Source organism: Novosphingobium aerophilum, from assembly GCF_014230305.1.
Taxonomy (GTDB): domain Bacteria; phylum Pseudomonadota; class Alphaproteobacteria; order Sphingomonadales; family Sphingomonadaceae; genus Novosphingobium; species Novosphingobium aerophilum.
This window is the reverse complement of sequence record NZ_JACLAU010000022.1, coordinates 24,461-49,345: the sequence shown is the minus strand read 5'-3', so window position 1 is coordinate 49,345 and position 24,885 is coordinate 24,461. Positions and strand designations below refer to the sequence as shown.

The 24,885-nt window shown below is 70.6% G+C and carries 30 protein-coding genes; 17 read left to right on the top strand and 13 right to left on the bottom strand.

Going from position 1 to position 24,885, the window contains the following annotated elements:
- The first annotated feature begins 3 nt into the window (after positions 1-3).
- The 5 genes from cutA (at position 4) to H7F49_RS12960 (ending at position 2,833) form a co-directional block, all read left to right on the top strand.
- Positions 4-321: a divalent-cation tolerance protein CutA gene (gene cutA / locus H7F49_RS12980; protein WP_185684024.1), complete on the top strand. Its 318-nt coding sequence runs from the start codon at positions 4-6 to the stop codon at positions 319-321.
- A gap of 182 nt (positions 322-503) precedes the next feature.
- Positions 504-983, top strand: coding sequence for a 50S ribosomal protein L13 (gene rplM / locus H7F49_RS12975; RefSeq protein WP_185684023.1), 480 nt, complete (start codon positions 504-506; stop codon positions 981-983).
- Positions 983-1,516 (top strand): 30S ribosomal protein S9, encoded by a 534-nt coding sequence (gene rpsI / locus H7F49_RS12970; protein ID WP_185684022.1) that lies wholly within the window; start codon positions 983-985, stop codon positions 1,514-1,516. The genes rplM and rpsI overlap by 1 nt, the downstream gene beginning before the upstream one ends.
- Before the next feature lie 118 nt (positions 1,517-1,634).
- A complete protein-coding gene (locus H7F49_RS12965; RefSeq protein ID WP_185684021.1) occupies positions 1,635-2,123 on the top strand; it encodes a GNAT family N-acetyltransferase in 489 nt (162 codons plus the stop codon).
- Positions 2,124-2,182: 59 nt separating this feature from the next.
- Entirely contained in the window at positions 2,183-2,833 is a 651-nt protein-coding gene (locus H7F49_RS12960) for an HPP family protein (RefSeq protein ID WP_185684020.1), read from the top strand.
- A gap of 9 nt (positions 2,834-2,842) precedes the next feature.
- On the opposite strand, the gene H7F49_RS12955 is transcribed toward H7F49_RS12960, so the two are convergent.
- The 4 genes from H7F49_RS12955 to H7F49_RS12940 form a co-directional block, all read right to left on the bottom strand.
- Positions 2,843-3,700 carry a metallophosphoesterase family protein gene (locus H7F49_RS12955; protein WP_185684019.1) on the bottom strand — a complete coding sequence of 286 codons (858 nt, stop codon included), beginning with the start codon at positions 3,698-3,700 and terminating at the stop codon, positions 2,843-2,845.
- Complete coding sequence (locus tag H7F49_RS12950) at positions 3,697-4,554, bottom strand: diacylglycerol kinase family protein (protein WP_185684018.1); 858 nt, start codon at positions 4,552-4,554, stop codon at positions 3,697-3,699. The genes H7F49_RS12955 and H7F49_RS12950 overlap by 4 nt, the downstream gene beginning before the upstream one ends.
- 61 nt (positions 4,555-4,615) lie before the next feature.
- Positions 4,616-4,882 (bottom strand): hypothetical protein, encoded by a 267-nt coding sequence (locus tag H7F49_RS12945; RefSeq protein WP_185684017.1) that lies wholly within the window; start codon positions 4,880-4,882, stop codon positions 4,616-4,618.
- 93 nt (positions 4,883-4,975) lie between these two features.
- Positions 4,976-6,499, bottom strand: coding sequence for a fumarate hydratase (locus H7F49_RS12940; RefSeq protein ID WP_185684016.1), 1,524 nt, complete (start codon positions 6,497-6,499; stop codon positions 4,976-4,978).
- A gap of 319 nt (positions 6,500-6,818) precedes the next feature.
- Here H7F49_RS12940 and H7F49_RS12935 point away from each other — a divergent pair, with 319 nt between their 5' ends.
- From H7F49_RS12935 to H7F49_RS12920, 4 genes are all read left to right on the top strand, one after another.
- Complete coding sequence (locus H7F49_RS12935) at positions 6,819-7,418, top strand: protein-L-isoaspartate O-methyltransferase family protein (protein WP_185684015.1); 600 nt, start codon at positions 6,819-6,821, stop codon at positions 7,416-7,418.
- Positions 7,418-8,884, top strand: coding sequence for a TolC family outer membrane protein (locus H7F49_RS12930; protein ID WP_185684014.1), 1,467 nt, complete (start codon positions 7,418-7,420; stop codon positions 8,882-8,884). The genes H7F49_RS12935 and H7F49_RS12930 overlap by 1 nt, the downstream gene beginning before the upstream one ends.
- A gap of 78 nt (positions 8,885-8,962) precedes the next feature.
- The gene (locus tag H7F49_RS12925) at positions 8,963-9,418 is read left to right on the top strand and encodes a DUF2497 domain-containing protein (protein ID WP_185684013.1); all 456 of its coding nucleotides are present in this window, start codon (positions 8,963-8,965) and stop codon (positions 9,416-9,418) included.
- Positions 9,419-9,424: 6 nt separating this feature from the next.
- Positions 9,425-9,832 carry a (2Fe-2S) ferredoxin domain-containing protein gene (locus tag H7F49_RS12920; RefSeq protein WP_235982140.1) on the top strand — a complete coding sequence of 136 codons (408 nt, stop codon included), beginning with the start codon at positions 9,425-9,427 and terminating at the stop codon, positions 9,830-9,832.
- Positions 9,833-9,897: 65 nt separating this feature from the next.
- On the opposite strand, the gene H7F49_RS12915 is transcribed toward H7F49_RS12920, so the two are convergent.
- Positions 9,898-11,097 carry a M20 metallopeptidase family protein gene (locus tag H7F49_RS12915; protein WP_185684012.1) on the bottom strand — a complete coding sequence of 400 codons (1,200 nt, stop codon included), beginning with the start codon at positions 11,095-11,097 and terminating at the stop codon, positions 9,898-9,900.
- 82 nt (positions 11,098-11,179) lie between these two features.
- The gene (locus H7F49_RS12910; protein WP_185684011.1) at positions 11,180-12,106 is read right to left on the bottom strand and encodes a CDP-alcohol phosphatidyltransferase family protein; all 927 of its coding nucleotides are present in this window, start codon (positions 12,104-12,106) and stop codon (positions 11,180-11,182) included.
- A 370-nt stretch (positions 12,107-12,476) separates the two neighbouring features.
- Here H7F49_RS12910 and H7F49_RS12905 point away from each other — a divergent pair, with 370 nt between their 5' ends.
- Together H7F49_RS12905 and H7F49_RS12900 are read left to right on the top strand one after the other, a co-directional pair.
- The gene (locus tag H7F49_RS12905; protein ID WP_185684010.1) at positions 12,477-13,577 is read left to right on the top strand and encodes an inositol-3-phosphate synthase; all 1,101 of its coding nucleotides are present in this window, start codon (positions 12,477-12,479) and stop codon (positions 13,575-13,577) included.
- A gap of 34 nt (positions 13,578-13,611) precedes the next feature.
- On the top strand, positions 13,612-14,358 hold the full coding sequence (locus H7F49_RS12900) for a phosphocholine cytidylyltransferase family protein (protein ID WP_185684009.1): 747 nt from the start codon (positions 13,612-13,614) through the stop codon (positions 14,356-14,358).
- A gap of 43 nt (positions 14,359-14,401) precedes the next feature.
- On the opposite strand, the gene H7F49_RS12895 is transcribed toward H7F49_RS12900, so the two are convergent.
- Entirely contained in the window at positions 14,402-14,896 is a 495-nt protein-coding gene (locus tag H7F49_RS12895; protein WP_185684008.1) for a DUF2141 domain-containing protein, read from the bottom strand.
- A gap of 202 nt (positions 14,897-15,098) precedes the next feature.
- On the opposite strand from H7F49_RS12895, the gene rpe reads away from it, so the two are divergent.
- Positions 15,099-15,761 (top strand): ribulose-phosphate 3-epimerase, encoded by a 663-nt coding sequence (gene rpe / locus H7F49_RS12890; RefSeq protein WP_185684007.1) that lies wholly within the window; start codon positions 15,099-15,101, stop codon positions 15,759-15,761.
- 3 nt (positions 15,762-15,764) lie between these two features.
- Positions 15,765-17,663, top strand: coding sequence for a heparinase II/III family protein (locus H7F49_RS12885; protein ID WP_185684006.1), 1,899 nt, complete (start codon positions 15,765-15,767; stop codon positions 17,661-17,663).
- A gap of 214 nt (positions 17,664-17,877) precedes the next feature.
- Here H7F49_RS12885 and H7F49_RS12880 read toward each other — a convergent pair whose 3' ends face one another.
- Genes H7F49_RS12880 through H7F49_RS12860 form a run of 5 tightly spaced genes read right to left on the bottom strand, consistent with a single transcriptional unit; the run spans position 17,878 to position 21,226 of the window.
- Complete coding sequence (locus tag H7F49_RS12880) at positions 17,878-18,999, bottom strand: GNAT family N-acetyltransferase (RefSeq protein WP_185684034.1); 1,122 nt, start codon at positions 18,997-18,999, stop codon at positions 17,878-17,880.
- 35 nt (positions 19,000-19,034) lie between these two features.
- Entirely contained in the window at positions 19,035-19,736 is a 702-nt protein-coding gene (locus tag H7F49_RS12875) for a glycerophosphodiester phosphodiesterase family protein (RefSeq protein ID WP_235982139.1), read from the bottom strand.
- 43 nt (positions 19,737-19,779) lie between these two features.
- Positions 19,780-20,265 (bottom strand): RidA family protein, encoded by a 486-nt coding sequence (locus H7F49_RS12870; RefSeq protein ID WP_185684004.1) that lies wholly within the window; start codon positions 20,263-20,265, stop codon positions 19,780-19,782.
- Positions 20,262-20,906, bottom strand: coding sequence for an HAD family hydrolase (locus H7F49_RS12865; protein WP_185684003.1), 645 nt, complete (start codon positions 20,904-20,906; stop codon positions 20,262-20,264). Before H7F49_RS12865 ends, H7F49_RS12870 begins: the two co-directional genes overlap by 4 nt.
- Positions 20,903-21,226, bottom strand: a complete 324-nt coding sequence (locus H7F49_RS12860) for a DUF3572 family protein (protein ID WP_407940308.1) — start codon at positions 21,224-21,226, stop codon at positions 20,903-20,905. The genes H7F49_RS12865 and H7F49_RS12860 overlap by 4 nt, the downstream gene beginning before the upstream one ends.
- A gap of 24 nt (positions 21,227-21,250) precedes the next feature.
- Here H7F49_RS12860 and H7F49_RS12855 point away from each other — a divergent pair, with 24 nt between their 5' ends.
- The 4 genes from H7F49_RS12855 (at position 21,251) to H7F49_RS12840 (ending at position 24,374) form a co-directional block, all read left to right on the top strand.
- A complete protein-coding gene (locus H7F49_RS12855) occupies positions 21,251-21,628 on the top strand; it encodes a response regulator (protein WP_185684002.1) in 378 nt (125 codons plus the stop codon).
- A gap of 85 nt (positions 21,629-21,713) precedes the next feature.
- Positions 21,714-21,953 (top strand): acyl carrier protein, encoded by a 240-nt coding sequence (locus tag H7F49_RS12850; protein ID WP_185684001.1) that lies wholly within the window; start codon positions 21,714-21,716, stop codon positions 21,951-21,953.
- 180 nt (positions 21,954-22,133) lie between these two features.
- Positions 22,134-23,333 carry a serine palmitoyltransferase gene (gene spt, locus H7F49_RS12845; RefSeq protein WP_185684000.1) on the top strand — a complete coding sequence of 400 codons (1,200 nt, stop codon included), beginning with the start codon at positions 22,134-22,136 and terminating at the stop codon, positions 23,331-23,333.
- Between the two features lie 168 nt (positions 23,334-23,501).
- Entirely contained in the window at positions 23,502-24,374 is an 873-nt protein-coding gene (locus H7F49_RS12840) for a MipA/OmpV family protein (RefSeq protein ID WP_185683999.1), read from the top strand.
- A 21-nt stretch (positions 24,375-24,395) separates the two neighbouring features.
- Here the strand turns inward: H7F49_RS12840 and H7F49_RS12835 are convergent, their stop codons facing one another.
- Positions 24,396-24,848 (bottom strand): cytochrome c, encoded by a 453-nt coding sequence (locus tag H7F49_RS12835; protein WP_185683998.1) that lies wholly within the window; start codon positions 24,846-24,848, stop codon positions 24,396-24,398.
- Between the last annotated feature and the right edge of the window lie 37 nt (positions 24,849-24,885).

Below are 24,885 nucleotides of genomic sequence, written 5' to 3'. Positions count from 1 at the left end.
GCGGTGACGGCTGCCTTGATCTGGTGCCCGTTCCCCGATGGCGCCAGTGCGGAGCAGGCGGCGGGCGTCCTCCTCGACGAGGGCCTGATCGCCTGCGCCAATATCCTGCCCGCCATCCGCTCGCTCTATGTCTGGCAGGGTGAACGGCAGGCGGGGGACGAGGTCGGCGTGCTGTTCAAGACCACGGCCGACCGGCTTGACCGCGCGGTTGCGCGGCTGGGCGAGGTCCACCCCTATGACACGCCCGCGATCCTCGGCTGGCGCTGCGATGCGGCAGCGCCGGGGACGCTGGCGTGGCTGGCGGGGGTGGGGTCGGCCTGATTCTCCCCTGTTGTACGGCGCAAAACGTGGGAGGATCGTCGCGCCCACCCTTCACGGTATTATTTTACCTCTCCGCAAACCCCCGCAAACCTTGACTCTGCGCGGCACTTTCGCCATTGGCGCGCCTTCCTGACCGTCGGGCCCCGTCCGGCGATCAACGAATCATAGGGATAGACCAAGCCATGAAGGCGCTCAGCACGGTCACCCGGTCGATCAAGCCGGCCGAGGTGGAGAAGAACTGGCATCTGATCGATGCCGAAGGCCTGGTGGTCGGCCGCCTCGCGGTGATCATCGCCAACATCCTGCGCGGCAAGCACAAGCCGAGCTACACCCCGCACGTTGATTGCGGCGATCACGTCGTCGTGATCAACGCCGGCAAGGTGCGCCTGACCGGCAACAAGCTGAAGCAGAAGGTGTACTACAAGCACACCGGCTATGCGGGCGGGATCAAGGAAGTGACCGCCGCCAAGGTGCTGGAAGGCCGCTTCCCCGAGCGCGTGCTGGAAAAGGCCGTGGAGCGCATGATTCCCCGTGGTCCGCTCGGCCGCGCCCAGATGCGCGCCCTGCACCTCTACGCCGGGGCCGAACACCCCCATGCCGGCACCCAGCCCGTCGCGCTCGACGTGGCCAGCCGCAACCGCAAGAACAAGGTGGGCGCCTGATGTCCGATAACACCGTTACCGATCTCGCCGATCTCGGCGCGCTCGCCGCCGGCGCTCCGGTTGCCGCCACCGGCGCGGCCGATGCCGCCGCCCCGCTGGCTCCGGCCGCTCCGACCATGCCGCTGCGCGAGAAGGAAATCGACGCGCAGGGCCGTTCCTATGCCACCGGCCGCCGCAAGGACGCCGTGGCCCGCGTGTGGATCAAGCCCGGTTCGGGCAAGATCACCGTCAACGGCCGTGACCAGGACGTGTACTTCGCCCGTCCGACCCTGCGTCTGGTGATCAACCAGCCGTTCCAGGTCGCCGATCGCCTCGGCCAGTACGATGTGGTCTGCACCGTCAAGGGCGGCGGGCTCTCGGGCCAGGCCGGCGCGGTCAAGCACGGCATCGCCCAGGCGCTGACCAAGTTCGAGCCGGCGCTGCGCAGCACGGTCAAGGCCGCCGGGTTCCTCACCCGCGACCCCCGCGTGGTCGAGCGCAAGAAGTACGGCCGGGCCAAGGCCCGCCGCAGCTTCCAGTTCTCGAAGCGCTAATCGCGCCTCGGCTGGCAGTTCTCGAAGCGCTGATCTCCCGGACGGCCCACGCGGCCGGACAGGATACGGAACAGGGGTCGGCTTGCCGGCCCCTTTTTCGTTGTGGCATCCGGGCGCGATGATCCGCACCGACCGCCTGATCCTGCGCCGTCCAACCCCGGCCGACCTGCCGGACATCCACGCCGTGTTCCGCGATCCGGCGACAATGACCTACTGGTCCGGCCCGGCGCATGGTTCGCTGGAGGAGACCGCCGCTTGGCTGCAGCCGGTGTTCGACGATCCGGCGGGCAGCGCCTTCGACCTGTTCATTGAGCATGATGGCCGGATCGTCGGCAAGCTCGGCTGCTGGCGCCTGCCGCAGATCGGCTATGCCCTCCACCCGGACTGCCGCGGGCAGGGGATCGCCACCGAGGCGCTGCGTGGCTTCATCGCCCACATGCGGGACGTGCGGGCCTGCGATCACCTGCTGGCCGATGTCGATCCGCGCAATGCCCCGTCGCGGCGGCTGCTGGAGCGGTGCGGGTTCCGCCATGTCGAAACGGTCCGCAACACCATGCAGACCCATATCGGCTGGTGCGACAGCGCCTGGTACCGGCTCGATCTCTGACCGTTCCGCCGGCGGCATGGGCGCTTGCCATTTGCCGCCGGGCGCCCGATGGCGCGGCCATGCCTTACCGCCTCCTTGTCCATCCCCTGGCCCGCGCCGCCTCGCGCGCCACCGGCCGCCTTGGCTACCTGCGTGGCGCCCTGGGGGGTGCCCTGGGGATCGCCCTGGCGCTGCTCGCGGCGCGCCTGCTCCCGCCCGGCTGGCAGGGCGCCCTGCTGGTCGCGCCGGTCGGCGCCTCGGCCGTGCTGGTCCTGGCCCTGCCGGCCAGCCCGCTGGCCCAGCCCTGGCCGGTGCTCGGCGGATCGCTGCTCGCCATGCTGGTCGGGCTGCTGGTCCATGGCCTGGTCCCGGCGCCCGCGCTCGCCGCGCCGCTCGCGCTCGGCCTCGCGCTGGTGGCGATGAGCCTGGCGCGCTGCCTCCATCCGCCGGGCGGTGCCTGCGCGCTGATCGGGGCTCTGGGCCATCCCGCAATGTTGCCCTTGCTCGCGGTGAATCTCGCCGGACTGCTCGTGGCCGGCTGGCTGTGGAACAATGCCACCGGGCACCGCTATCCCCACCGCGCCGCCCCGGCCCCCGTGGGGCCGGCCCGCTACTCCCCGGCCGATCTCGACGCCGTGCTGGAGGAATGGGACGAAGTGCTCGACGTCAGCCGCGAGGACCTGGACGCCCTGTTCCGGGCCGTGGAGGCAAGGGTGCTGGGGCGGGGTTGAACCTGCCGCTCAGGGTTGCGGTCGATCGCTGGCCGACCCCGCCGCGACCGGGGCCACCGGCTCGCCCGCCTCGTGGGGCGGGAGGACCGAGGCGGGGACCGTGTCCACCTGCATCGCCTCGGTCGGCACGGAGGCCCGGTTGCGCACCCGGACATGCACCTCACGCCCGTCGACCAGGATCTCGTTGAAGCTCGGCGGGGTCGAGCGGACGCGCTGCGACAGCGTGCCCGCGCCGATCATCCGCAGCGGCCCCGCAGCGGTCTCGGCCACCAGGTCGAACGGGTCGTGGACATGGCCGGTCAGCACGCCCAGCACCCCGCGCCGGGCGAGTTCGGCCATGGCCCGGGTGCCGTTGATGGTGAGCACGCGGCCCCGGGCGTCGCGTTCGGGCAGGGGGTGATGCGCGGTGACCAGCACCCGGGCGCCGGACGGCAGGGCGTCGATTGCCGCCAGGGTGGCAGCCAGCGCCGGCTCGCGCACCCAGCCATCGACCCAGGGAAAGCGCCATTGCGCCCGCGTCACGGTCTGCAGCGGGACGATGTGCAGATCGTCCAGGTCGAGCGGACGCTCCAGCAGGCGCTGGATCGCGCGAAACCGGCGATAGGGGGCGACGAAGCGCTCGACCAGGTTGACATAGGGCATGTCGTGATTGCCCGGCTCGACCGTGACCGGGACGGGCAGGGCGCCGATCCACGCATTGGCGGCGCGGAACTCGGCGTGGCGCGCGCGCATGGTGAGATCGCCCGTCACCGCGACCGCCGCCGGCCGCTCCGCGGCGATCGCCCCGGCCACCCAGTCGAGCGCGCCGCGGTCTTCCCGGCCGAAGTGCAGATCGCTGATGTGGAACAGGGTGATCGGGCGGCTCATGCCCCGCTGCCAAGCAGATCGAGCGCGAAGGGCGCAAGCGAAAAGCGCTCCGTGGGGCTGCCGTCGCGCCGTTCGCCGTCGATCATCAAGGGGATCGGAGCCGCTTCCAGCGATCGGCAGGTGACCCGGGCGTGTTCGCCCAGGGGCTCGTGCGGACCCTCGCGGAAGTTGCGGCGCAGCAGGGCGAGGCCCTGGGCTAGATAGTCGCCGATGCTCTCGGCCCCATAGCCCGCGACGATCAGGCCGCGCGGGCCGGGGGCCAGGCGGATGCCGGCATAGCCCTCGGCCTTGCCCAGCGACGGATCGTCCAGCGCAACCATCGGCCCGACCGTGCTTTGCCGGATCGCGCTGACCGCCGCCCCCGCGATGTCCGCCACCGCCCCGTCGCGCAGCCCCTCGCGCACGTCGCTCCAGGTCGCCCCCGGCCCGGCGAGGACTTCGGCCAGGGCCGGGCCGTGCCCGGTGCGCACGCAGGTCCGGCGGGTGGGAACCAGCCGCGGCAGGCGCGCCGCGATCGTGTCGGCCGGATCATCGCCGTGGAGGGCGCGGGCGAGGAGGTTGGCGGTGCCGCCCGGCAGCGGCAGCAGCGCGCCACCCCAGCCCTCCAGCGCCGCGGCGACGGCGTTGATCGTGCCGTCGCCGGTGAAGACGGCCAGCACCCCGACCCCGGCGGCCTCGAGCGCGGCGCGGTCGGGCAGGCCTGCGGCGGCATCGATCACCCGGGCGGGAGGACAGCCGGCTGCGGCCAGGGCTGCGCTCACCGCGCGGGTCGCCGCCGGCGAATTGCTGCCGCTGGCCGGATTGGTCACCAGCCACAGCGGGGCTGACGGGAGGGCGGGGGTTGCAGCGGTCATGGCGTGCCAACCCGTGGCCCGGGCCGCCTGTTCCGGTCCGGAGCGGCCCCTTCGGGCCGGCTCACACCCGCCGGGACAGGATCAGCCAGGCCGAGACCGCATTGCTCAGGCTGTAGAGGCCATAGCCCCAGGCCCACGATCCGGTCCCGCTGGCCACCAGCAGCATCGACCCGAGCAGCAGGGCGAATTCGACGACCAGGCTCCCGCGCCCGCCGAACGATCCGAACAGCCAGCCGAGCTGGGCCAGCACCGGATGCCCGCTGTCGAGCACCGCGCGGTGCAGGGCGAAATTGGCGATGCCGAGCAGGAAGCAGACGAACAGGGCCATGCCCTTAGCATAGCCGGACGGCGGACCATGGCCATACGCGCTGCCCCGCAGCCCGACCGGCCGAGGCCGGGCTGCGGCCATCCGTGCCGCGTCTTATCGGGCCAGCAGGCCTTCCTCGGCGATCTTCTTCTGCCAGACCAGCGGGGCGAGCTTGTGGACGTTCTGCCCGGTCGAATCGACCGCCACGGTCACCGGCATGTCGACCACGTCGAACTCGTAGATCGCCTCCATGCCGAGGTCCTCGAAGCCGACCACCTTGGCCCCCTTGATCGCGCGGGCGACCAGATAGGCGGCGCCGCCCACGGCCATCAGATAGGCGCTTTCATGGCGGGCGATCGATTCGGTCGCCGCCGGGCCGCGCTCGGCCTTGCCGACGCAGGCGAGCAGGCCCTGGTCCAGCATCATGTCCATGAAGCTGTCCATCCGGGTGGCCGTGGTCGGGCCGGCCGGGCCGACCACCTCGTCGCGCACCGGATCGACCGGACCGACATAGTAGATCACCCGGCCCTTGAAATCGACCGGCAGCGCCTCACCCCTGGCCAGCATGTCCTTGATCCGCTTGTGCGCGGCATCGCGGCCGGTGAGCATCTTGCCGTTGAGCAGGATGCGGTCGCCCTGCTTCCAGCCCTTCACCTCCTCGGCGGTCAGCGTGTCGAGGTTGACCCGCTTGGCGGCGGCGTCGGGCGCCCATTCCACCTGCGGCCATTCGTCCAGTTTGGGCGCCTCGAGGAAGGTCGGGCCCGAGCCGTCGAGCGTGAAGTGCGCATGGCGGGTGGCGGCGCAGTTGGGGATCATCGCCACTGGCTTCGAGGCGGCATGGCACGGCGCGTCGAGAATCTTGACGTCGAGGATGGTCGACAGCCCGCCCAGCCCCTGGGCGCCGATGCCCAGCGCGTTGACCTTGTCGAAGATCTCGATCCGCATCGCCTCGATATCGTTGCTGGGCCCGCGCTGCTTGAGCTGGGCCATGTCGATCGGCTCCATCAGCGCCTGCTTGGCCAAGAGCATGCAGTGCTCGGCCGTGCCGCCGATGCCGATCCCGAGCATGCCCGGCGGGCACCAGCCGGCACCCATCTGCGGCAGCATCTCCACCACCCAGTCGACGATGTTCTCGCTGGGGTTCATCATCTTGAACTTGGTCTTGTTTTCCGACCCGCCCCCCTTGGCCGCGACATCGACCGAAATCGTGTCGCCCGGCACCATGGTGACGTGCAGCACGCTGGGCGTGTTGTCGCGGGTGTTGCGGCGGGTGAAGGCCGGGTCGGCCAGGACCGAGGCGCGCAGCTTGTTGTCGGCGTTGAGGTAGGCCCGGCGCACGCCCTCGTCGACGACCTCCTGCAGTGAACGGTCGCTCTCCAGCCGGCAGTTCTGGCCCCATGCGATGAAGACGTTGACGATCCCGGTGTCCTGGCAGATCGGGCGGTGCCCTTCGGCGCACATCCGGCTGTTGGTCAGGATCTGGGCGATCGCGTCCTTGGCGGCCGGGCCCTGTTCGGCCTCATAGGCGTCGCCCAGCGCGCGGATATAGTCCATCGGGTGGAAATAGCTGATGTACTGCAGCGCGTCGGCGACGCTCTCGATCAGGTCAGCCTCGCGAATCGTGACCATGTCCGCCATGCCTGCCGTGCTCCTTGGGGCCGTGGGTGATGCAATGCGGCGCCCATAGGACCAACCCCGCGCCGCCGTAAAGCGGCTTCGCGCGCGCGCCCGGACGGGCCCGGGACAAAGGCCGGGGCCCCGGGCCCCGGGTGAGACAGGACCTGCGGCGATACGCCATTCGGCGCATCGTCTTGCGCCCGCGAAAGCGCTTGGCGGAAAAAGGGCCTTGTCCTAGAAGGCGGAACATTGCAGTGGTGTATTGCTGCCGTAGGACACCACCGCGAACGCATGGCAGCGGCAGGCCGACAGGACCAGATACGGGCAGGACGAAGACCGGATGACGATTGTGCAGGCCAATGTGCTGGATCAAGCCAGCACCGCCCGGCGGGCGATGATCGACAGCCAACTGCGGGTCAGCGGCGTCAACGATCCCGCCGTGCTCGCCGCGATCGAGCGGGTCGCGCGTGAGGACCACGTGCCGGCGGCACAGCGGGACCTCGCCTACATCGATCGGGCGATTCCCCTTGGCGATGGGCACGCGCTGCCCGCACCGCTGTTCCACGGCCTGGCCCTGACCGAGGCCCGCATCCGCCCGGGCGAGCCGGTTCTGGTGGTGTCCGCCTCGGGCTACCTGGCCGCGCTGGCCACCGCGCTCGGCGCCCAGGTCGCCACGGCAACTCCGGCCGAAGCCGCCGCGGCTCCGGCGGGCGGACCCTATGCCCTGATCCTGGTCGACGGTGCGATCGAGCACCTGCCGGACGGTCTGGCGGGGCTGCTGGCGGAAGGCGGCCGGATCGTCACCGGGTCGGTCGAGCGCGGGGTCACCCGGCTGGCGGTCGGCACCCGTGCCGGGGGCTCGGTGGCGCTGCTGCCGCTGCTCGAGATCGGCATCCCGGTCCTGGCCGAATTCGCCGCGCCCAAGCGCTGGAGCTTCTGATGGCGCCGACGCGCAGACCGCGTCCGATGCGGCTGGCCCTGCTCGCGGGGCTGGCACTGGTGGCCGCTCCGCTGCGGGCCGATGACCTGCGCGATGCCCTGACCAGCGCCTATGCCACCAACCCGACGATCCAGGCGGCCCGCGCCAACCAGCGCGCGCTGGATGAGACCGTGCCCCTGGCGCGCGCCAATGGCCTCCCCAGCCTGTCGGGCCAGGCCACCCTCATCGAGTTCGTGAAGCGCAATCCGGTCGCCTTCACCGCGCCGATGCGGACCCTTGCCGGTCAGGTCAACCTGGGCGTGCCGGTCTATTCGGGCGGGGCGGTGCGCAACGCGGTCGAGGCGGCGGAAACCCGCGTCGGGGCCGGTCAGCAGGACCTGCGCGGGACCGAGGCCGGCCTGTTCAGCCAGGTCGTGGCGGTCTACATGGACGTGATCCGCGATGCCGCCATCGTCGGCCTCAATCGCCACACGGTCGAGGTGCTCGAGGTCAACCTCAAGGCCACGACCGACCGTTACGAGATCGGCGACCTGACCCGCACCGACGTCGCCCAGTCACAGTCGCGTCTGGCCCTGGCCCGGGGCGATCTGCGCAATGCCGAGGTCGGCCTGGTGTCCAGCCGCGAACGCTATATCCAGATCGTCGGCAAGGCCCCGGCCGATCTGGCGCCCCCGCCCCCGCTGCCCGGCATGCCGGCGACGCCCGACGAGGCGGTCGACTTCGCGCTGGAGCACAACCCCGATCTGCTGGCCGCGCGCGAACGGAGCAAGGCGGCCAAGATCGACGTGCGCGTGGCCGAAGCGGCCAAGCTGCCGACGGTTTCGGTGAACACCCAGGGCGCTTACCAGAACACGCTGGGGACGCTTGGCACCATTCCCGGCGGGCTCACCCCGCTGCAGCAGTTCACCACCGCCCAGGCCAGCGTCAGCCTGTCGGTTCCGCTGTTCCAGGGCGGACGCCCGGCGGCCCAGACCCGCCAGGCCCAGGCCCGCGAAGGCGCCGCGCTGGAGAGCGAGATCGCCGCCGAGCGCGCGGTGATCTCCGGGGTGCGGTCGGCCTTCGCGCAGTGGCGCGCGGCGAACGAGATCATCGCGATGAACCAGACCGCGGTCGATGCCGCGGCGCTCAGCCTCGAAGGGGTCAAGGCCGAGAACTCGGTCGGCAACCGCACGATCCTCAACATCCTCGATGCCGAACAGGAACTGCTGCGCGCCCAGGTCCAGTTGGTCGCCGCGCGGCGCAATGCCTATGTCGCCGGGTTCAACCTGCTTTCGGCGATGGGCAAGGCCGATGCCGATGATCTCGGGCTCGACGGCGGCGCGCTCTACGATCCGCAGACCAATTACGAGCGGGTCCGCCACCGGATCTTCGACTGGGACAAGGATCCCGAGCCGGTGGCCCATTCCACCCGCACCGCCGATACGCCGGCGCAGGACGCGACGAGCCCGGTGAAATCGCAGCCTTGAGCGGGCCTGCGGTGAGCGTGTAAGCCGGACCGGCCGCGATTCGGCACGCGGCATGAAGGAATGTGGGGGACAAGGGCAATGCGTCAGGCGGGCGAACCAACCGTCGAGGAGATCCTCGATTCGATCAAGAAGGTGATCGCGCGCGATAGCCGGCTGCCCGCGTCCGAGGATCGGCGTCCGGCCGCCGCATCGGCGCCCGCCGCGAGCCGGACCCCGCGCGCCCCGGTGATCGCGGACGAGGTGCTCGACCTGGCCGAGGCTGAAGCCTTCGATCTGGACGACGACGACGCGGACGCCCCGCTGCTGCCGGACCAGGCGGTTCACGCCATGCGCGATTCGCTTGCGGCCCTGGCCACCATGGCCGCGCCCGGCGCCGCGCCGCAGATCGTCCGTTCGGGCGAGACCTCGCTCGAAGGGCTGGTGCGCGACATGCTGCGGCCGATGCTGGCCGAATGGCTCGACAAGAACCTGCCGCCGATGGTCGAGCGACTGGTCGCGGCCGAGATCGCGCGGATCGTCGGCAAGAAGGGCTGAACGGGCTTGACCGACCGCGAGGACGATCGCGGAGGTGGGGGCGCGTCCGAACTGGCCCAGGCGCGGGCGGCGCTCGCCAAGACGGTGGGTGATGGTCCGCGGCGCCAGATCTTTCTCTGCGCCGAACCCCAGAAGGGCGAATGCTGCGCGCCCGAGGTGGGCAGCGCCGCGTGGAAGTACCTGAAGAAGCGGGTCAGGCAGCTCGGGCTCGACGGTCCGGGCGGGGTGGCGCGGACCAAGGCGGACTGCCTGCGCATCTGCGCGGCCGGCCCGGTCGCCGTGGTCTGGCCCGACGGGGTCTGGTACCACTCCTGCACCGAACCCGTGCTGGAACGGATCCTCCAGGAACACCTGATCGGGGGCGTGCCGGTGGAGGCATTCCGGCTGCGTCCGGGGGATGCGGCCGGCGACTGACCGTCACCTGAAGGCTGGTCTCTGCAGGCTGGCTTGTTTCGCCCGATCGCGCCTTGGCGCGTGCCTCAGCCGAACCCTTCCGCCAGAAACCGCGCGCCCAGTGCGGCGAGCAACGCGGCGCCATGCGGCAGGACGGTCTCGTCCAGCACCATCCGGGTCGAATGGATCCCGCAGCACTGGCGCCAGTCGTCGTCGGCATGGGCCATGCCGAGGAAGAACATCGCCCCGGGGACCTTTTCCAGCAGGTAGGCGAAGTCCTCGGCGCCCATGATCGGATCGGCCAGGCGCTGGAAGGCGCCGGTCCCCAGCAGGTCCCGCGTCACCCGCTCACCGAAATCGACCGCGCGGGAATCGCAGATCGTCACCGGGAAGCCCTCGGTCACGGTCACCCGGGCGGTGAGCCCGTGCGCGGCGGCGATGCCTTCGGCAACCAGGACCACGCTCTCGCGGATGCGCGCGCGGCTGGTGGTCGAGAGGGTGCGCATGGTGCCCCGCATCGCGACGCGATCGGCGATCACGTTGTGGGCGGTGCCGCCCTCGATCCGGGCGATGGTCAGCACCACCGGATCGTGCACGCTGAACCTGCGGGTGACCATGGCCTGCAGCGCCATGACGATCTCGCAGGCCACCGGCATCGGGTCGAGCGTCTCATGGGGGAGCGAGGCGTGACCGCCCCGGCCTTCGACCACGATGTCGATCTGGTCGGCCCCGGCCAGCAGCGGCCCGGCGCGGCCGCCGACCAGGCCGTGCGGGGCATTGGGCATGACATGCAGGGCGAAGGCCGCTTCGGGCAGGGGATCGATCAGGCCGTCCTCCAGCATGAAGCGCGCGCCGTGATGGCCCTCCTCGCCCGGCTGGAACATGAACTGGACCTCGCCGGCCAGCTCGGCCTGGCGCGCGCAGAGCAGGCGCGCGGCGCCGGCCAGCATGGCGGTATGGGCATCGTGGCCGCAGGCGTGCATGGTGCCGGGGATGGTCGAGGCGAAGTCCAGCCCGGTCTCCTCGGGCATCGGCAGGGCGTCCATGTCGCCGCGCAGCAGGACCCGGCGTCCGGCGCCCGCCCCGCCCTTCAGGGTGGCGACCAGCCCGGTGGTCGAAGGCCCCTCGCGCCAGTCGAGCGGCAGGCCGGCCAGCGCGGCGCGCACCTTGTCGCGGGTGCGCGGGGTGTGCAGCCCCAGTTCGGGTTCGGCATGGATCGCGCGGCGCAGGCCGACGATCTCGTCGGCCAGGCCGGTGGCGGCGGTCAGCAGGTCGGCGTGGAGCATGGCGCGCATCTTACCCCGGCGCGAACGCCTGTCGAGGGCGTCGCGGGGGCAGGGCTGCAGGGAACGCCCCGGGGAAAGGTGGTCAGGCGCCGATGCGCGTGGCGATGCGCTGGGCGGCGCGGTTATGGGCGATCACCGAGACCACCAGCAGCGCGTTGAGCACCAGCGACTGGTACAGGAAGTACCAGAGCGGGCTGCCCGCCAGCATGGCCAGCCCCAGCACGATCGCGCGGGGATTGGGCCCCAGGATCTTGCACAGCAGCAGCAGCGGCGGAGCCTCGGCGCGCACCGCGCTGCGGATCGCGGCCAGCCGGGCGGGATCATCCTGCGCGGCGGCGACGGCGGCATCGATCCGCAGGGCATGGGGGGTCAGCCCGGTGGCCAGGGCCAGGTAGGCCGAGACGAGCCGGCCGAAGGGGCTGCGCCCGGTGGCCGAATCCGCCGAATGGCTGTTGCGGATCCAGGGGGTGCCGTGGACCCACCACTGGTACTGCCGCCGTTGCACCTCGACATGGTTGGACTGGACGATGTGGCTCAGCCCGGCCGCCCACATCCACGTCCAGGCGATCCAGCGCGCGCCGGGGTCGCCCATCCCAGCCAGCAGCCAGCCGAGCACCAGGTAGAGCACGATGTGGCTGCAATAGTCGCACAGCCCGTCGACCATCTCGCCGATCGGGCTCGACCGGCCGGTGAGCCGGGCCAGATCGCCGTCGGCGCCGTCGACCACGTGCCAGGTCATGTGCAGCGCCATGCCCAGCAGGGCCGACAGCGGCCAGGCCAGCAGTCCCAGCGCCGGCGCGGCATAAGCGAAGGCTGCGGCGACCACGCAACACCCCCCGATCACCGACACCATGTTGGGCGTCAGCGGAGTCGGGGCGAGCAGACGCGCGAGCTGCCAGGCCAGCGGATGGTACAGGTAGTGATTCAGCGGATCCTGCAGCTCACGCGGGCGCTGCGGCCGTTTCCGGGAACCTGACGTTACGGCAACTGCGCCTTCCTGGCTGCTCAACCTGTACCTACCCTTCGTAAGGTGCGCCACCGGGCGGTCCGGCGGCGGTCGTGAATGCGTCTTACTGCAACCGAACCGTCATATAGGCTTGCGGGGGCCGTGAAGCCAACTATAGTCCCGGCCCGTCGGGCGCACCAGTGCTGCCCCTCGGCCATGGTGCAGGACCGGACAGGTCTGCAAAGGATTGGCCGATGGGCGGCATTTGTCGTGCAACGTCGGAAGTCCGGTGGACGAAGGGCGTATCCCGCGCGTCGAGGAGGTGAGGGACGGCAAGGTGCCGGTCCGGATGGCCTGCTCGAAGCGATGTTCTAACCAGGGCGCCGGAGCCGGAAGGGTTCTCCAGATCGTCCGCCTGAAGGGGTTCCAGTTAATGAAGTCTATCAAGGTTGCCGTGATCGGTGTGGGCAACTGTGCGAGCTCGCTGGTGCAGGGCGTGGCCTATTATCGCCAGAACAACTCGTCGCAGGGTCTGATCCATGACGTGATCGGCGGCTATGGCGCCGGCGATGTCGATTTCGTCCTGGGCATCGACGTCGATCAGCGCAAGGTCGGCAAGGACATTGCCGAGGCGATCTTCGCCGCCCCGAACTGCACCGCGGTGTTCCAGCCCGAGGTCCCCGCCACGGGGGCCAAGGTGATCATGGGCAAGATCCTCGACGGCGTGGCCGATCACATGACCGGCATGGGCGACAAGGGCTTCATCCTGGCCGACGCACCCGAGGCGACCAAGGAATCGATCGTCGCCGCGATCAAGGACAGCGGGGCCGAGGTGCTGGTCAACTTCCTGCCGGTGGGCAGCGAGACCGCGACCGAATTCTACATGGAATGCGCGCTGGAAGCGGGCGTCGCGGTGGTCAACTGCATGCCGGTGTTCATCGCCAGCCGTCCCGAGTGGGAAGCCAAGTTCCGCGAGAAGCGCATCCCGATCGTGGGGGATGACATCAAGGCCCAGGTCGGTGCGACGATCGTCCACCGCGTCCTGTCGAGCCTGTTCGCCGCCCGCGGCGTCACGGTCGAGCGGACCTACCAGCTCAACACCGGCGGCAACACCGATTTCATGAACATGCTCGACCGCCAGCGGCTGGGCAGCAAGAAGGAATCGAAGACCGAGGCGGTGCAGGCCATGCTCGCCCAGCGGCTCGAGGATGAGAACATCCACGTCGGCCCGTCCGACTATGTGCCGTGGCAGAAGGACAACAAGCTGTGCTTCCTCCGCCTGGAAGGCGCGCAGTGGGGCAACGTGCCGATGAACCTCGAGCTGCGCCTCTCGGTCGAGGACAGCCCGAATTCGGCCGCCTGCGTGATGGACGCGATCCGCTGCTGCAAGGTCGCGCTCGATCGCGGCGAGGGCGGGGCGCTGGTCGGCCCGTCGGCCTACTTCTGCAAGCACCCGCCGCAGCAGTTCAGCGACGATACCGCGGCCCACATGGTCGAGGAATACATCGCGGCCACGGCGATCGCCGCCGAGTAACCGGCGCCGGGGACGGGGCACGAACGGGCGCGGCATGGATGCGGTGATCATCGCCGCCGGCTATGGCAGCCGGCTGCGCGACTTGTCCGATTCCAAGCCGCTCACCCCGGTCTGCGGCGTCCCCCTGATCGAACTCGGCGTGCGCCAGGCTCATGCCGCCGGCGCCCGCCGTGTCACCGTGGTGACCGGGCACGAGGCGGCCCGGGTCGAGTCCTTCCTGGCCGACCTGGCCCAGCGCAGCGGGATCCCGATCCTGGCCGAACGGGTGAGCGACTGGTCCAGACCCAACGGCTTTTCGGTGATCGCCGGAGCCGCGCGGGTGGCCCAGGCAGGCGGACGTGACTTCCTGCTGATGATGGCCGACCACATCTTCTCGGCCGAGATCCTCCATCGCCTCGCCCGGGAGGGTGGCAGTGACCGGGGGGTGACGCTGGCGATCGATCGCCGCGTCGACAACCCGCTGGTCGATCCCGACGACGCCACCTGGGTCCGCACCGACGAACAGGGGCGGATCCGCGCGATCGGCAAGACCATCAGCCCTTATGACGCGGTCGACTGCGGGGCCTTCCTGTGCACCCCCGAACTGCCCGAGGCGATTGCCGAGGCGATCGCCGCCGGGGCCGCCGGCAGCCTGTCCGACGGGATGCAGCGCCTGGCCGACAAGGGTCGCGCCGCGACGATGGAGATCGCCGGAGCCTGGTGGCTCGACGTGGACGACCCGCGGGCCCATGCCCTGGCCGAAGCCCAGGCGCCGGGGCAGCTCGCGGCGCTGTACGGCTGACCGGGGGCGGTGCCGCGCCGCTTTCCTGCAATGGAACCGGGGTCTACGGATACTTGATCCGGATGCGGGTCAGCAGCCCCGAGCGCGGGATCGACAGGCGTACCGAACGGAACGAGGGCAGCCCGGCCAGGGTGCTGGGATTGTTCGAGAAGCCATAGCCTTCCGCCGGCAGGCCCAGCCCGGTGCGATCGAAGGTCTGGCTGGCGTTCTCGTCATGATAGATCGCGATGGCGTAGACCCCCGGTTCGGGCACGTAGATGCACCCGGTGGTGGTCCCGGCCCGGGCGGGCACGCGGCCGACGTAAAGCGAGCCGTGCTTGACCAGGAACTTGCGCGGATTGTCGGCATAGAGCGTGATCGCGATCAGCCCGTTGCCGTTCGCCACGCCCTCCACCGCGACATCGATCCAGGTGGCGCTGGGGGTGCCGGTGCATCCTGCCGGCGCCGCCTCGGCCCGCGCTGGCGCCGTGCCTCCCGCCAGGGCCGCCAGCGCGGCAACAAGCGGCAGGGCCCGGTGACCGGGCTTGCATGGGATCATCGAGCGGCTCCTGCGGACGGCATCAATGTGCGTTCTGGCACCAACCGTGGCCGGGCCGCGACCGCGAATCAAGCCCCGACGTCATGGCGCTCCGTTCGCTGTCAAATCGGTGTGTCGCGAACGGTGTGGAAAACGGCGCGCCGCGTGGTTGTGGGCCGCGTCCGCGCTGTCTAACCCCGCAGGGCAAGGACCATTCCCGACCATGACCGCGCCGCTCATTTCGCCCTCGCTGCTCTCGGCCGACTTCGCGCGCCTGGGCGAAGAGGTGCGCGCGATCGACGCGGCGGGAGCGGACTGGATCCATGTCGACGTGATGGACGGACACTTCGTGCCCAACCTCACGATCGGGCCGATGGTGGTCAAGGCGCTGCGCCCGCACACCGCCAAGCCGTTCGACGTCCACCTGATGATCAGCCCGGTCGACGCCTATGTCGAAGCCTTCGCCGCCGCCGGGGCCGACATCATCACGGTCCACCCCGAAGCCGGCCCCCACGTGCACCGCACGGTCCAGCTGATCCGCTCGCTCGGCAAGAAGGCGGGCATTTCGCTCAACCCCGCCACGCCCGCCAAGATGCTGGACTACCTGATCGACGATATCGACCTGGTCCTGGTGATGAGCGTCAACCCCGGGTTCGGCGGGCAGAGCTTCATCGCCAGCCAGTTGCGCAAGATCGAGGCGGTGCGCAAGATGATCGACAAGTCCGGCCGCGACATCCGGCTGGAGGTGGATGGCGGGGTCGATCGGGCCACGGCACCGCAATGCGTGGCCGCCGGGGCCGATGTGCTGGTGGCCGGCACGGCCACCTTCCGCGGCGGCGCCGAACACTATGCCGCGAACATCGCCGCGCTCAAGGGACAAGGCTGAACCATGGTCGACGTCGCCTCCCGCTCCGCCGCCCCGACAGGTGCCGGTGCTCGCGGCGGCGGTACTCGCGACGGGGGCGTTCGGGAGGGGGAAGCCCTGGCCGTGCCGCTGCCGGTCGGTCGGCCGGAACCCCATGCGCTGAGCGGGGATGACCTGACCGCCGCGGCCGTGGGCAGCGAGGTGATCGAGCCGGGCCGGATGCTGGCCCTGGCCGACTTCTCGCCGCCATCGCTGTCTCCGGCCGAGCGGCTGGTCCGCCTGGCCTATGGCCTGGGTCTGCGCGGCAGCGTGATGGGCGCCTTCCGCAAGCCGGCCAAGCGGCGCCTGCTGGCCACCGTGGCCAACCCGCTGCCCGGCGACCGCGTGGCGGGGACCGCGCTGCGCGCCGGACATTTCCTGCTCCACGGCGTCAAGCTGCCGATCGCCCAGGCCGAGCTGGCCGGCGTGGCGCGGATGACGCCGCCGATGGAGCGCTATGTCCACGGCTTCACCTGGCTGGCCGATCTCGAGGCGGCCAGCAGCCGCGATCAGGCGGCGCCGCTGGCCGAACGCATCCTGGCGGCCTGGATCGAGGCCAATGCCGAGCCTCCGGCCCGCGCCGCCAAGGCCGGTAGCTGGACCGTGTCGCTCACCGGCACCCGCCTGCTGTCGTGGTTGGTCCACGCTCCGCTGATCCTGTCGGGCGGCCTGCGCACCCGCATGCTGGGCATGATCGACGGCCATGCCCGCTGGCTGGACCGCAACGTCGGCCGCGGCGAGGACCTGCTGGCCCAGCTCGCCGGCTGGTGCGGCCTGGTCGCGGCCGGGCTGCTCCTGCCCGACGGCAAGGGCCGCCGCCTGTATGGCGAGGCCGGACTGGTGCGCTGCCTGGGCGAGCTGGTCGGCGACGATGGCGGCACCCTGGCCCGCAGCCCGCTGGCGCAGATGGAGGCGATCGCGCTGCTGGTCCGCCTGTCGGCCTGCTACCGCGCGCTGCGCAACGATCCGCCGCAGGTGATCCAGGGCACGCTGGGCCTGCTGGTGCCACCGCTGCTGGCGCTGACTCACGGGGACGGCTCGCTGGGCTCGTGGCAGGGCGGCTGGGCGATCAGCGCCGACGAGGTGGCCCGGCTGATCGAGGCCTCGGGCGTGCGCACCCGGCCGCTGCGCGATGCGCGCCAGTGGGGTTATCAGCGGGCCGTGGCGCAGAAGACGATCCTGCAGTTCGACGCGGCGCCCCCGCCGATGGCACGGCACGCGCGCACCGGCTGCGCCTCGACCCTCGCCTTCGAGCTGAGCCATGCGGGCCAGCGCATCATTGTCAACTGCGGCGGGGCCGCGGCGGCGGGCGGGCTGATCCCGGCGCGGCTCGAACAGGGCCTGCGCGCCACGGCAGCCCATTCCACGCTGGTGCTGGATGACGCCAATTCGACCGCGGTCCTGATCAACGGCAAGATCGGCGCCGGCGTGGCCGAGGTCGAGGTGGACCGGCGCGCCCTGATGGGCGAGCGCAACGGCGGCGCGACCCGGATCGAGGCCAGCCATGACGGCTATGTGGCGCGCTATGGCCTGGTCCATCGCCGCATCCTGATCCTGCGCGACGATGGCACCGAGCTGCGCGGCGAGGACCTGCTGGTGCCGACCCGTGGCAAGGGCGCCAAGGGCAAGGTCGCCTTCGCGATCCGCTTCCACCTTGGCCCGGGGATCGAGGTTGGCCAGTCGCCCGATGGTCAGGGCGTCGGCCTGGCCCTGCCGGACGGGTCCTACTGGCAGTTCCGCGTCGGCGGTGGCGAGGTCGTCATCGAGGAATCGCTGTGGGCCGATGGCAATGCCCGGCCGGTGGCGATCCAGCAGATCGTGGTCCAGGGCCTCGTCAGCCGCGGGGGCGGCAACTTCGCCTGGCTGTTCAAGCGGATGGGCTGAGGCCTTCGCCGGGCCTCGCATTGGGCAAACCTTGCTGGGTTTTGTTCGCGCAGAGACGCAGAGGCGCAGAGAGCCTGTGCACCACTCGCGCGCAGCGAGCCTTTTTGACCGCCAAGGCCTGGCGATCGTTCGGCATTACCGGGCGACTTCGTCGCGGGCGCAACCTCTCTGCGCCTCTGCGTCTCTGCGCGAACCCAAGACCCTGCCCCCGCGCTCACCCCTTCCGGAACGGCGTCCGCTCGCCCAGCAGCAGCTGTTCCTGCTCGATCCCGGCGCGTTCGCGTTCGAGGAAGTCGGCGATCGCGGCGCGCAAGCCCGGGTGGACGATGTGGTGGGCCGACACGGTCTGCACCGGCTCATAGCCGCGCGCCAGCTTGTGCCCGCCCTGGGCCCCGGCCTCGACGCGGGCGAGGCCCAGCTCGATCGCGGCGTCGATCGCCTGATAGTAGCACAGCTCGAAGTGGAGGAACGGCTTGTCGACCACCGCGCCCCAGTAGCGCCCGTAAAGCGCCTCGGCGCCGATGAAGTTGAGCGCGCCGGCGACCGGGGTGCCATCATGGAAGGCCAGCACCAGCAGGATGCGGTCGGCCATGCGTTCGCCCAGCAGGGTGAAGGCCTCGCGCGTCAGGTAGGGGCGGCCCCATTTGCGCGCGCCGGTGTCCTGGTAGAACTGCCAGAAGGCGTCCCAGTGCGCGGGCCGGATCCCGGCACCGGTCAGCCGGCGGATCTCGACCCCCTCCTGCGCGGCGGCGCGTTCCTTGCGCAGCGTCTTGCGCTTGGCCGAGGACAGGGTGGCGAGGAAATCGTCGAACCGGGCATAGCCGCGATTGGTCCAGTGGAACTGGATGTCGCTGCGCGGCAGCCAGCCCGCGGCCTCGAACAGCGGGACCTGGGCCGGTTCGATGAAGGTGGCATGGGCCGAGGACCACCCCTGCGCCGCGACCAGCGCCTCGGCCCCGCGCAGCAGGGCCAGGCCCAGCGCCGGGTCGCGGGTCAGCACGCGGGGGCCGGTGGCCGGGGTGAACGGCACGGCGATCTGCAGCTTGGGGTAGTAATCGCCCCCGGCCCGGTGCCAGGCATCGGCCCAGGCGTGATCGAACACGTATTCGCCCTGACTGTGGGTCTTGCGGTAGGCCGGGAGGGCCGCCACCAGGGTCCCTGCCGCATCGCGGATCGCCAGCGGCACCGGGTCCCAGCCGGAGCGGCCGCCGACGCTGCCCGAATCCTCCAGCGCGGTCAGGAAGGCGTGGCTGACGAAGGGATTGCCGCCATCGGTCAGGGCGTCCCATTCCGCCGCCCCGAACGATCCGACGCCCGGGGCGATCGCGACCGTGATCCCTTCATCCCCCGCGGCCTGCGGATCGTTCGGGCTCACGGCACGCCCGCTCCTTCCACGGTGGGGGCATCGGCATGATCCAGCGCCCGCTCCAGCTGGTCGGCCGTGCGGATCGTCCAGGTGGCGATCGGCAGGCCGCGCAGACGCTGGGCGCGGGGGAACCGGCCGGGCAGGTCACGGATGTCGTAGGACAGGAAATCGGGCTTGGCCTGCCACAGCATCCGGTGCCGCCGCCAGCGCCCGGTCAGCGCCTTGTCGTCCTGTTCGCTGATCACCAGCCCGCGCACCGTGTGCGGCGAATGGAGCAGGAACCAGCGGACGATCCGGGCATCGAAGCTCATCACCGCGTGCGGGCCGCGATAGCCTTCCAGTACGCGGCGCACCGCCAGGCACAAGGCCCCGCTGCGCCCGTCCTCCGGGGCCTTGATCTCGATCAGCAGGGGCACCTCGCCCGCGATCCGGTCAAGCAGCGCGCGCAACGTGGGGATCGTGTCGGTGCTGCCCAGCAGCGCGATCGTGCCCAAATCGGCGGCGGTACGCTCACCGATCCGGCCGCTCAGCCCGGTCAGCCGGTCCAGGGTATCATCGTGGAACACCATCGGCTGGCCGTCGCCGGACTTGTGGACATCGCACTCGATCCCCAGGCCCCGGTCGATCGCCGCCATGGCGGCCGACAGGCTGTTCTCGGGCACCCCCGGCCCGTGCAGGCCGCGGTGGGCAAAAGTTGCGCCGCGCAACCACGCGACGCGCTCCGGCTTCGGGGCCGGGGCCAGCCAGCGATCAAGCGGGCTTAACAGCGACAATGGCGTCAACCTCCACCGCGGCGCCGAGCGGAAGGGTGGGTACGCCCACCGCACTGCGGGCGTGCTTGCCGGCCTCGCCGAACACCACCGCCATCAGCTCCGAGGCGCCGTTGGCCACCTTGGGCTGGTCGGTGAAGGCCCCGGTCGAATTGACGAAGGCCCCCAGCTTGACCACCCGCTCGACCCGGTCGAGCGATCCCAGCGCTGCCTTGAGCTGGGCCAGGATCATCAAGCCGCAGGCCTGCGCCGCCGCCGTGCCCTGATCGACCGACACATCCTCGCCCAGTCGGCCGGTGACGAGCTTGCCGTCGATGAACGGCAACTGGCCCGAGACATGGGCCAGGCCCGCGGCCACCACCACCGGGACATAGGCTGCAACCGGAGCGGCGGGGGCGGGCAGGGCCAGGCCCAGTTCGGCCAGCCGGGCCTCGATGGCGCCGGCTTCGCTTGCGGTATCGGTCATTCAGGGTCTCCGTTGATCCGGCCGAGCAGCCAGGGCAGTGCCTGGGGCCAGGCGTCGATCCGGGCGTGGGCATGGCCGGCACTGTGGGCGCAGGCAATCAGCGGGGCAAGCTCGGGCTCGCCGCAGAAATGCAGGCGGCCCAGCTCGGGGGCGTGCTCGGCCGCCGAATTGTGGTGGTGGGCGATGTCGTCGATGAACACCGCGCGGCTCGGCCGGTACTCGTCGAGGATGCGGCGCAGCGCCGGACCCTTGGGGCCGAGATTGGTGTAGACCTTCAGGTTGAGCCCGTGGTCCAGCAACTGGGCCGTGCGGCGCTGCTGGTGCTCGTCGCCGAGGTTGGTCAGCACGACCACGTCGGCCACTTCGCCCAGGGCGCCCATCGCCTCGACCGCGCCGGCGATCGGGTACTGGCGATCCATCGCCTCGCAGAAGAACAGGTTGAGCAGCCGCCAGATCTCGCTCGGCTCGACCGGCTCGGCCGTGTCGGTCCAGGTCATCGATCGGGCGAAGTCGTTGCCCTTCATGCTGAAGGTCACGCCCTGGGTCTCGTCCAGCCAGGCGCGGAACGGCGCGATCATGTGCAGCAGCACCTCGTCGCAGTCGCTGATCACCAGCGGGCGGGCGGCGTCGGGGCGGCTCATCGGGGCAGCCTGTCCGCGGCATGGGCCAGCACCTCGGGCGCGACCCCGAGATGATCGGCCGCGTCGACCAGATCGGGCTCGTGCGCGGCAAGGAAATCCAGCACGGCGCCCAGCACCGCCGGATCGCCCAGCCCGGCGCGCAGCGCATCCGGTGTCAGTCCGGTCAGCGCCAGCAGGCGTTCGGCCCGGCTTTCGCTCTGCAGCAGCCAGCCGAGCGCGCCGAGCGCCAGTGCCTGGGGATCCGTTGCGGGATCGGCGGGGGATGAGGGCGCGCGGAGAATTGTCAGGGTCTTCCCTTGGGCATAGAGGTGAACCAGCAAGGCATTCGCTGGGCGGGATTGCAAGTGGCAAAGAGAATTCTCGTTGTCGAGGACAACGATCTCAACCGAAAGCTGTTCTGCGACGTGCTGAAGAGCCAGGGCTTCGCCGTCGAGCCGGTGGCGGACGGCACGCAGGCGCTGGCCCGCGCGCGGGACTTCGTGCCGAACCTGATCATCATGGACATCCAACTGGCCGACGTGTCCGGTGTCGAGCTGATCGAACGGGCCAAGGCCGATCCCGCGCTGCGTCCGATCCCGGTGCTGGCGGTCACCGCCTATGCCGGGCGAGGCGACGAGGAGCGCATCCGCGACGCCGGGGCCGAGGGCTATCTGGCCAAGCCGGTGTCGATCGGGCCATTCCTGGCTGCGGTGCGCGGGCTCCTGGACAAGGCGACGGCTTGACTTCGCCCGCCGCCCCGGCTTTGGCCTAGGGACATGCCGCAGGCTGCGGCCGGGGCCAGCCGGGCCCCGTTTCTGGAGATGGACCATGGATCGCGCCGCCACTGCCGACCGGATCGCCGCCCTGATCGCCCCTTTCAACAAGAAGGGCGTCGCGATCACGGATGCCACGACCTTTGCCGGTGACCTGGAGTTCGACAGCCTGACCGTGATGGACTTCGTGGCGGCGATCGAGGACGAGTTCGACATCATCATCTCGATGAACCAGCAGGCCGAGATCGAGACTTACGGCCAGCTGGTCGATGCGGTGGTGAAGCTGCAGGGGTAACGGCGTCCAGCCCGCCCTGCCCCGTCCGCTCGTGCTGAGCCTGTCGAAGCACGCGCGCGGCGTTTGGTCTTGGGGCGGGGGTGGGCGCGTGGCCTTCGACAAGCTCAGGCTGAGCGGACCTGGGCATTATGGGTCCGGGGGCAAGGTGGCAGACGACGTAAACGGTTTACGGGACAGACAATGACCGATCTCTTCTCCAAATTCGATGCCCTGATCGCCCAGCGCGAGGGCCTGCTGGCGACCGGGGTGACCGACCCGTTCGGCCTGGTCATGGAGCGGGTGATCTCGCCCACCGTGGCGGTGTGCAACGGGCGGGAGACGATTCTCCTCGGCACATACAACTACATGGGCATGACCTTCGATCCCGACGTGATCGCGGCAGGCAAGCAGGCGCTCGACGATTTCGGCTCGGGCACGACGGGCAGCCGCGTCCTCAACGGCACCTATGCCGGGCACCGCGCGGTCGAGGATGCGCTGAAAGAATTCTATGGCATGGACCATGCCATGGTGTTCTCCACCGGCTACCAGGCCAACCTGGGCATCATCAGCACGATCGCCGGCAAGGGCGACTACATCGTGCTCGACATCGACAGCCACGCCTCGATCTGGGACGGCTGCAAGATGGGCGACGCCGAGGTCGTGCCGTTCAAGCACAACGATATCGTCGCGATGGAAAAGCGCCTGAAGCGGATTCCCGAGGGCGCGGGCAAGCTGGTCATCCTGGAGGGCGTCTATTCGATGCTGGGCGACATCGCCCCGCTCAAGGAGATGATCGCGGTCGCCAGGGAGAACGGAGCGATGGTCCTGGTCGACGAGGCGCACTCGATGGGCTTCATCGGCCCCAACGGGCGCGGCGTGGCGGAAGAGCAGGGCGTGCTCGACCAGGTCGATTTCGTGATCGGCACCTTCTCCAAGTCGGTCGGCACGGTCGGCGGCTTCTGCGTGTCGAACCACCCCAAGTTCGAGATCATGCGGCTGGTCTGCCGGCCCTATGTCTTCACCGCCAGCCTGCCGCCCAGCGTGGTCGCCACCGCAGCAACCTCGATCCGCAAGCTGATGCACGGCGCGGATAAGCGGGCGCACCTGTGGGAGAACAGCCGCACCCTGCACAAGGGGCTGAAGGACCTGGGCTTCCAGCTCGGCACCGACGAGCCGCAGAGCGCGATCATCTCGGTGATCATGCCCGATCTGGAGCGCGGCGCCGGGATGTGGGAAGCGCTCCTCCACGAAGGGCTCTATGTCAACCTGGCCCGTCCGCCCGCCACGCCGGCGGGGATGACCCTGCTGCGCTGCTCGCTCTGCGCCGAACACACCGCGGAACAGGTGCAGACGATCATCGGCATGTTCGCCCGCGCCGGCAAGGCCGCCGGGATTCTCTGACCCCCGGCCCCGCCAGGCCAGCCTCCCGGCCCCGCCAGGCCAGCCTTCCGGAACGGCCTGTCTCCGGGGGTAGGGGTACGCTCAGCCATGTTTCGACACATCCGGGACATGCTGTGAATGCAGGACCTCGGGCATAGCGCCGCACCGAACACCTTGCGGAGGTCTGCGATGCGTGCCCGTTCCGTCATTCTTGTTGCCCTGACCCTGGCGGCGGCGCCCGCGCTGGCGCAGCCTGTCCCGCCGGGAGCCGCTGCTCCGGCCGGCGCGCCCGGGATGGGCGCGCGCCCGGCCGGGCCGCCGGTGCCGCAGGGCTGGACCATGTCGGTCGGCGTCGGCACCATGTTCGGCACGGCCTGGCAAGGCTCGCGCGATACGGCGCTGGGCGTCATCCCGGACCTGCGGATCAACTACAAGGACCGCCTGTTCTTCTCGATCCCGGAAGGGCTCGGCTGGAACGCGGTCAACACCCGCGAATGGAAGGCCGGTCCGCTGATCAAGCCGCGCTTCGGGCGCAATGCCGAAAACGGCGGCTCGCCCTTCCAGGTCCTGGGCGGCAGCACGGCGCTGCGCGGGATGGGCGACATCGGCATAGCCGGCGAGGCCGGCGCCTTTGTCGAGCGGCGCTTCGGCCGGATGGGCAGCTGGCGCGCCCGCGCCGAGCTGCGCCAGGGCTTCGGGGCGCACGAGGGCCTGGTGGGCGACCTGTCGCTGTCCTACGCTGGCCGCTCCGGGCGCCTGCTTTACTCGGTCGGCCCGCGCGCGACCTTGGCCAGCCGCGACTATATGCAGACCTACTTCGGGGTCGATGCCGCGCAGGCGGCGCGCACCGGGCTGGCCGTGTCGCGGCCGCAGGGTGGGCTCGTGTCCTATGGTCTGGGCGGCACGCTGATCCGCCCGCTGGACCGCAGCCGCACGGTCTCGCTGTTCGGCGGGATCGACCAGTTGGGCGATCGTCCGGCCAGCTCGTCGCTGATCCGTCAGCGCGGGCAGCGCGCCGCGTTCAACCTGGGCGTGGTCTATTCCTACCGCTTCCGGCTGTGACCGGACACCGGAGTACAGGTTCTAGTCCGTCTTGAACGCGTCGTGGCAGTTCTTGCAGGCCGCGCCGACGTTCTTGACTGCGGCCCGGACCATGGCCGCATCCCCGCCTTCGACCGCGGCCTTGAGCGCGACCGCGGCCGCTTCCAGCCGGGTCGCCGCGGTGCCGAAATCGGCATTGCGGGTCCAGACCTCGGCCTTGGCGTCGGTGCGCTTGCCGTCCTGCGGGCCCGATCCTGCGGGGAACCAGGTCTTCACCCGGGGCGCCAGTTCGGCGATCTTGTCCGCCGCGACCCGCACCGTGGCCGAGGTCGGGGTGTCGGCCTTGAGCTGGCCGTCGATCTCCTTCATCGCCTTGCCCAGCTCCTCGAAATGCTCGTGCCGGGCCCGCACGGCCTGGCCGCCGGGGCTGGTGTCGGTGCAGCCGCCGAGCAGCAGGGCCGACAGGGCGGCGACGGCGAGCAGACGGGTGTTCATCGGGATTCCCCTTGGTGATGGGCTGACCCCATCTCGG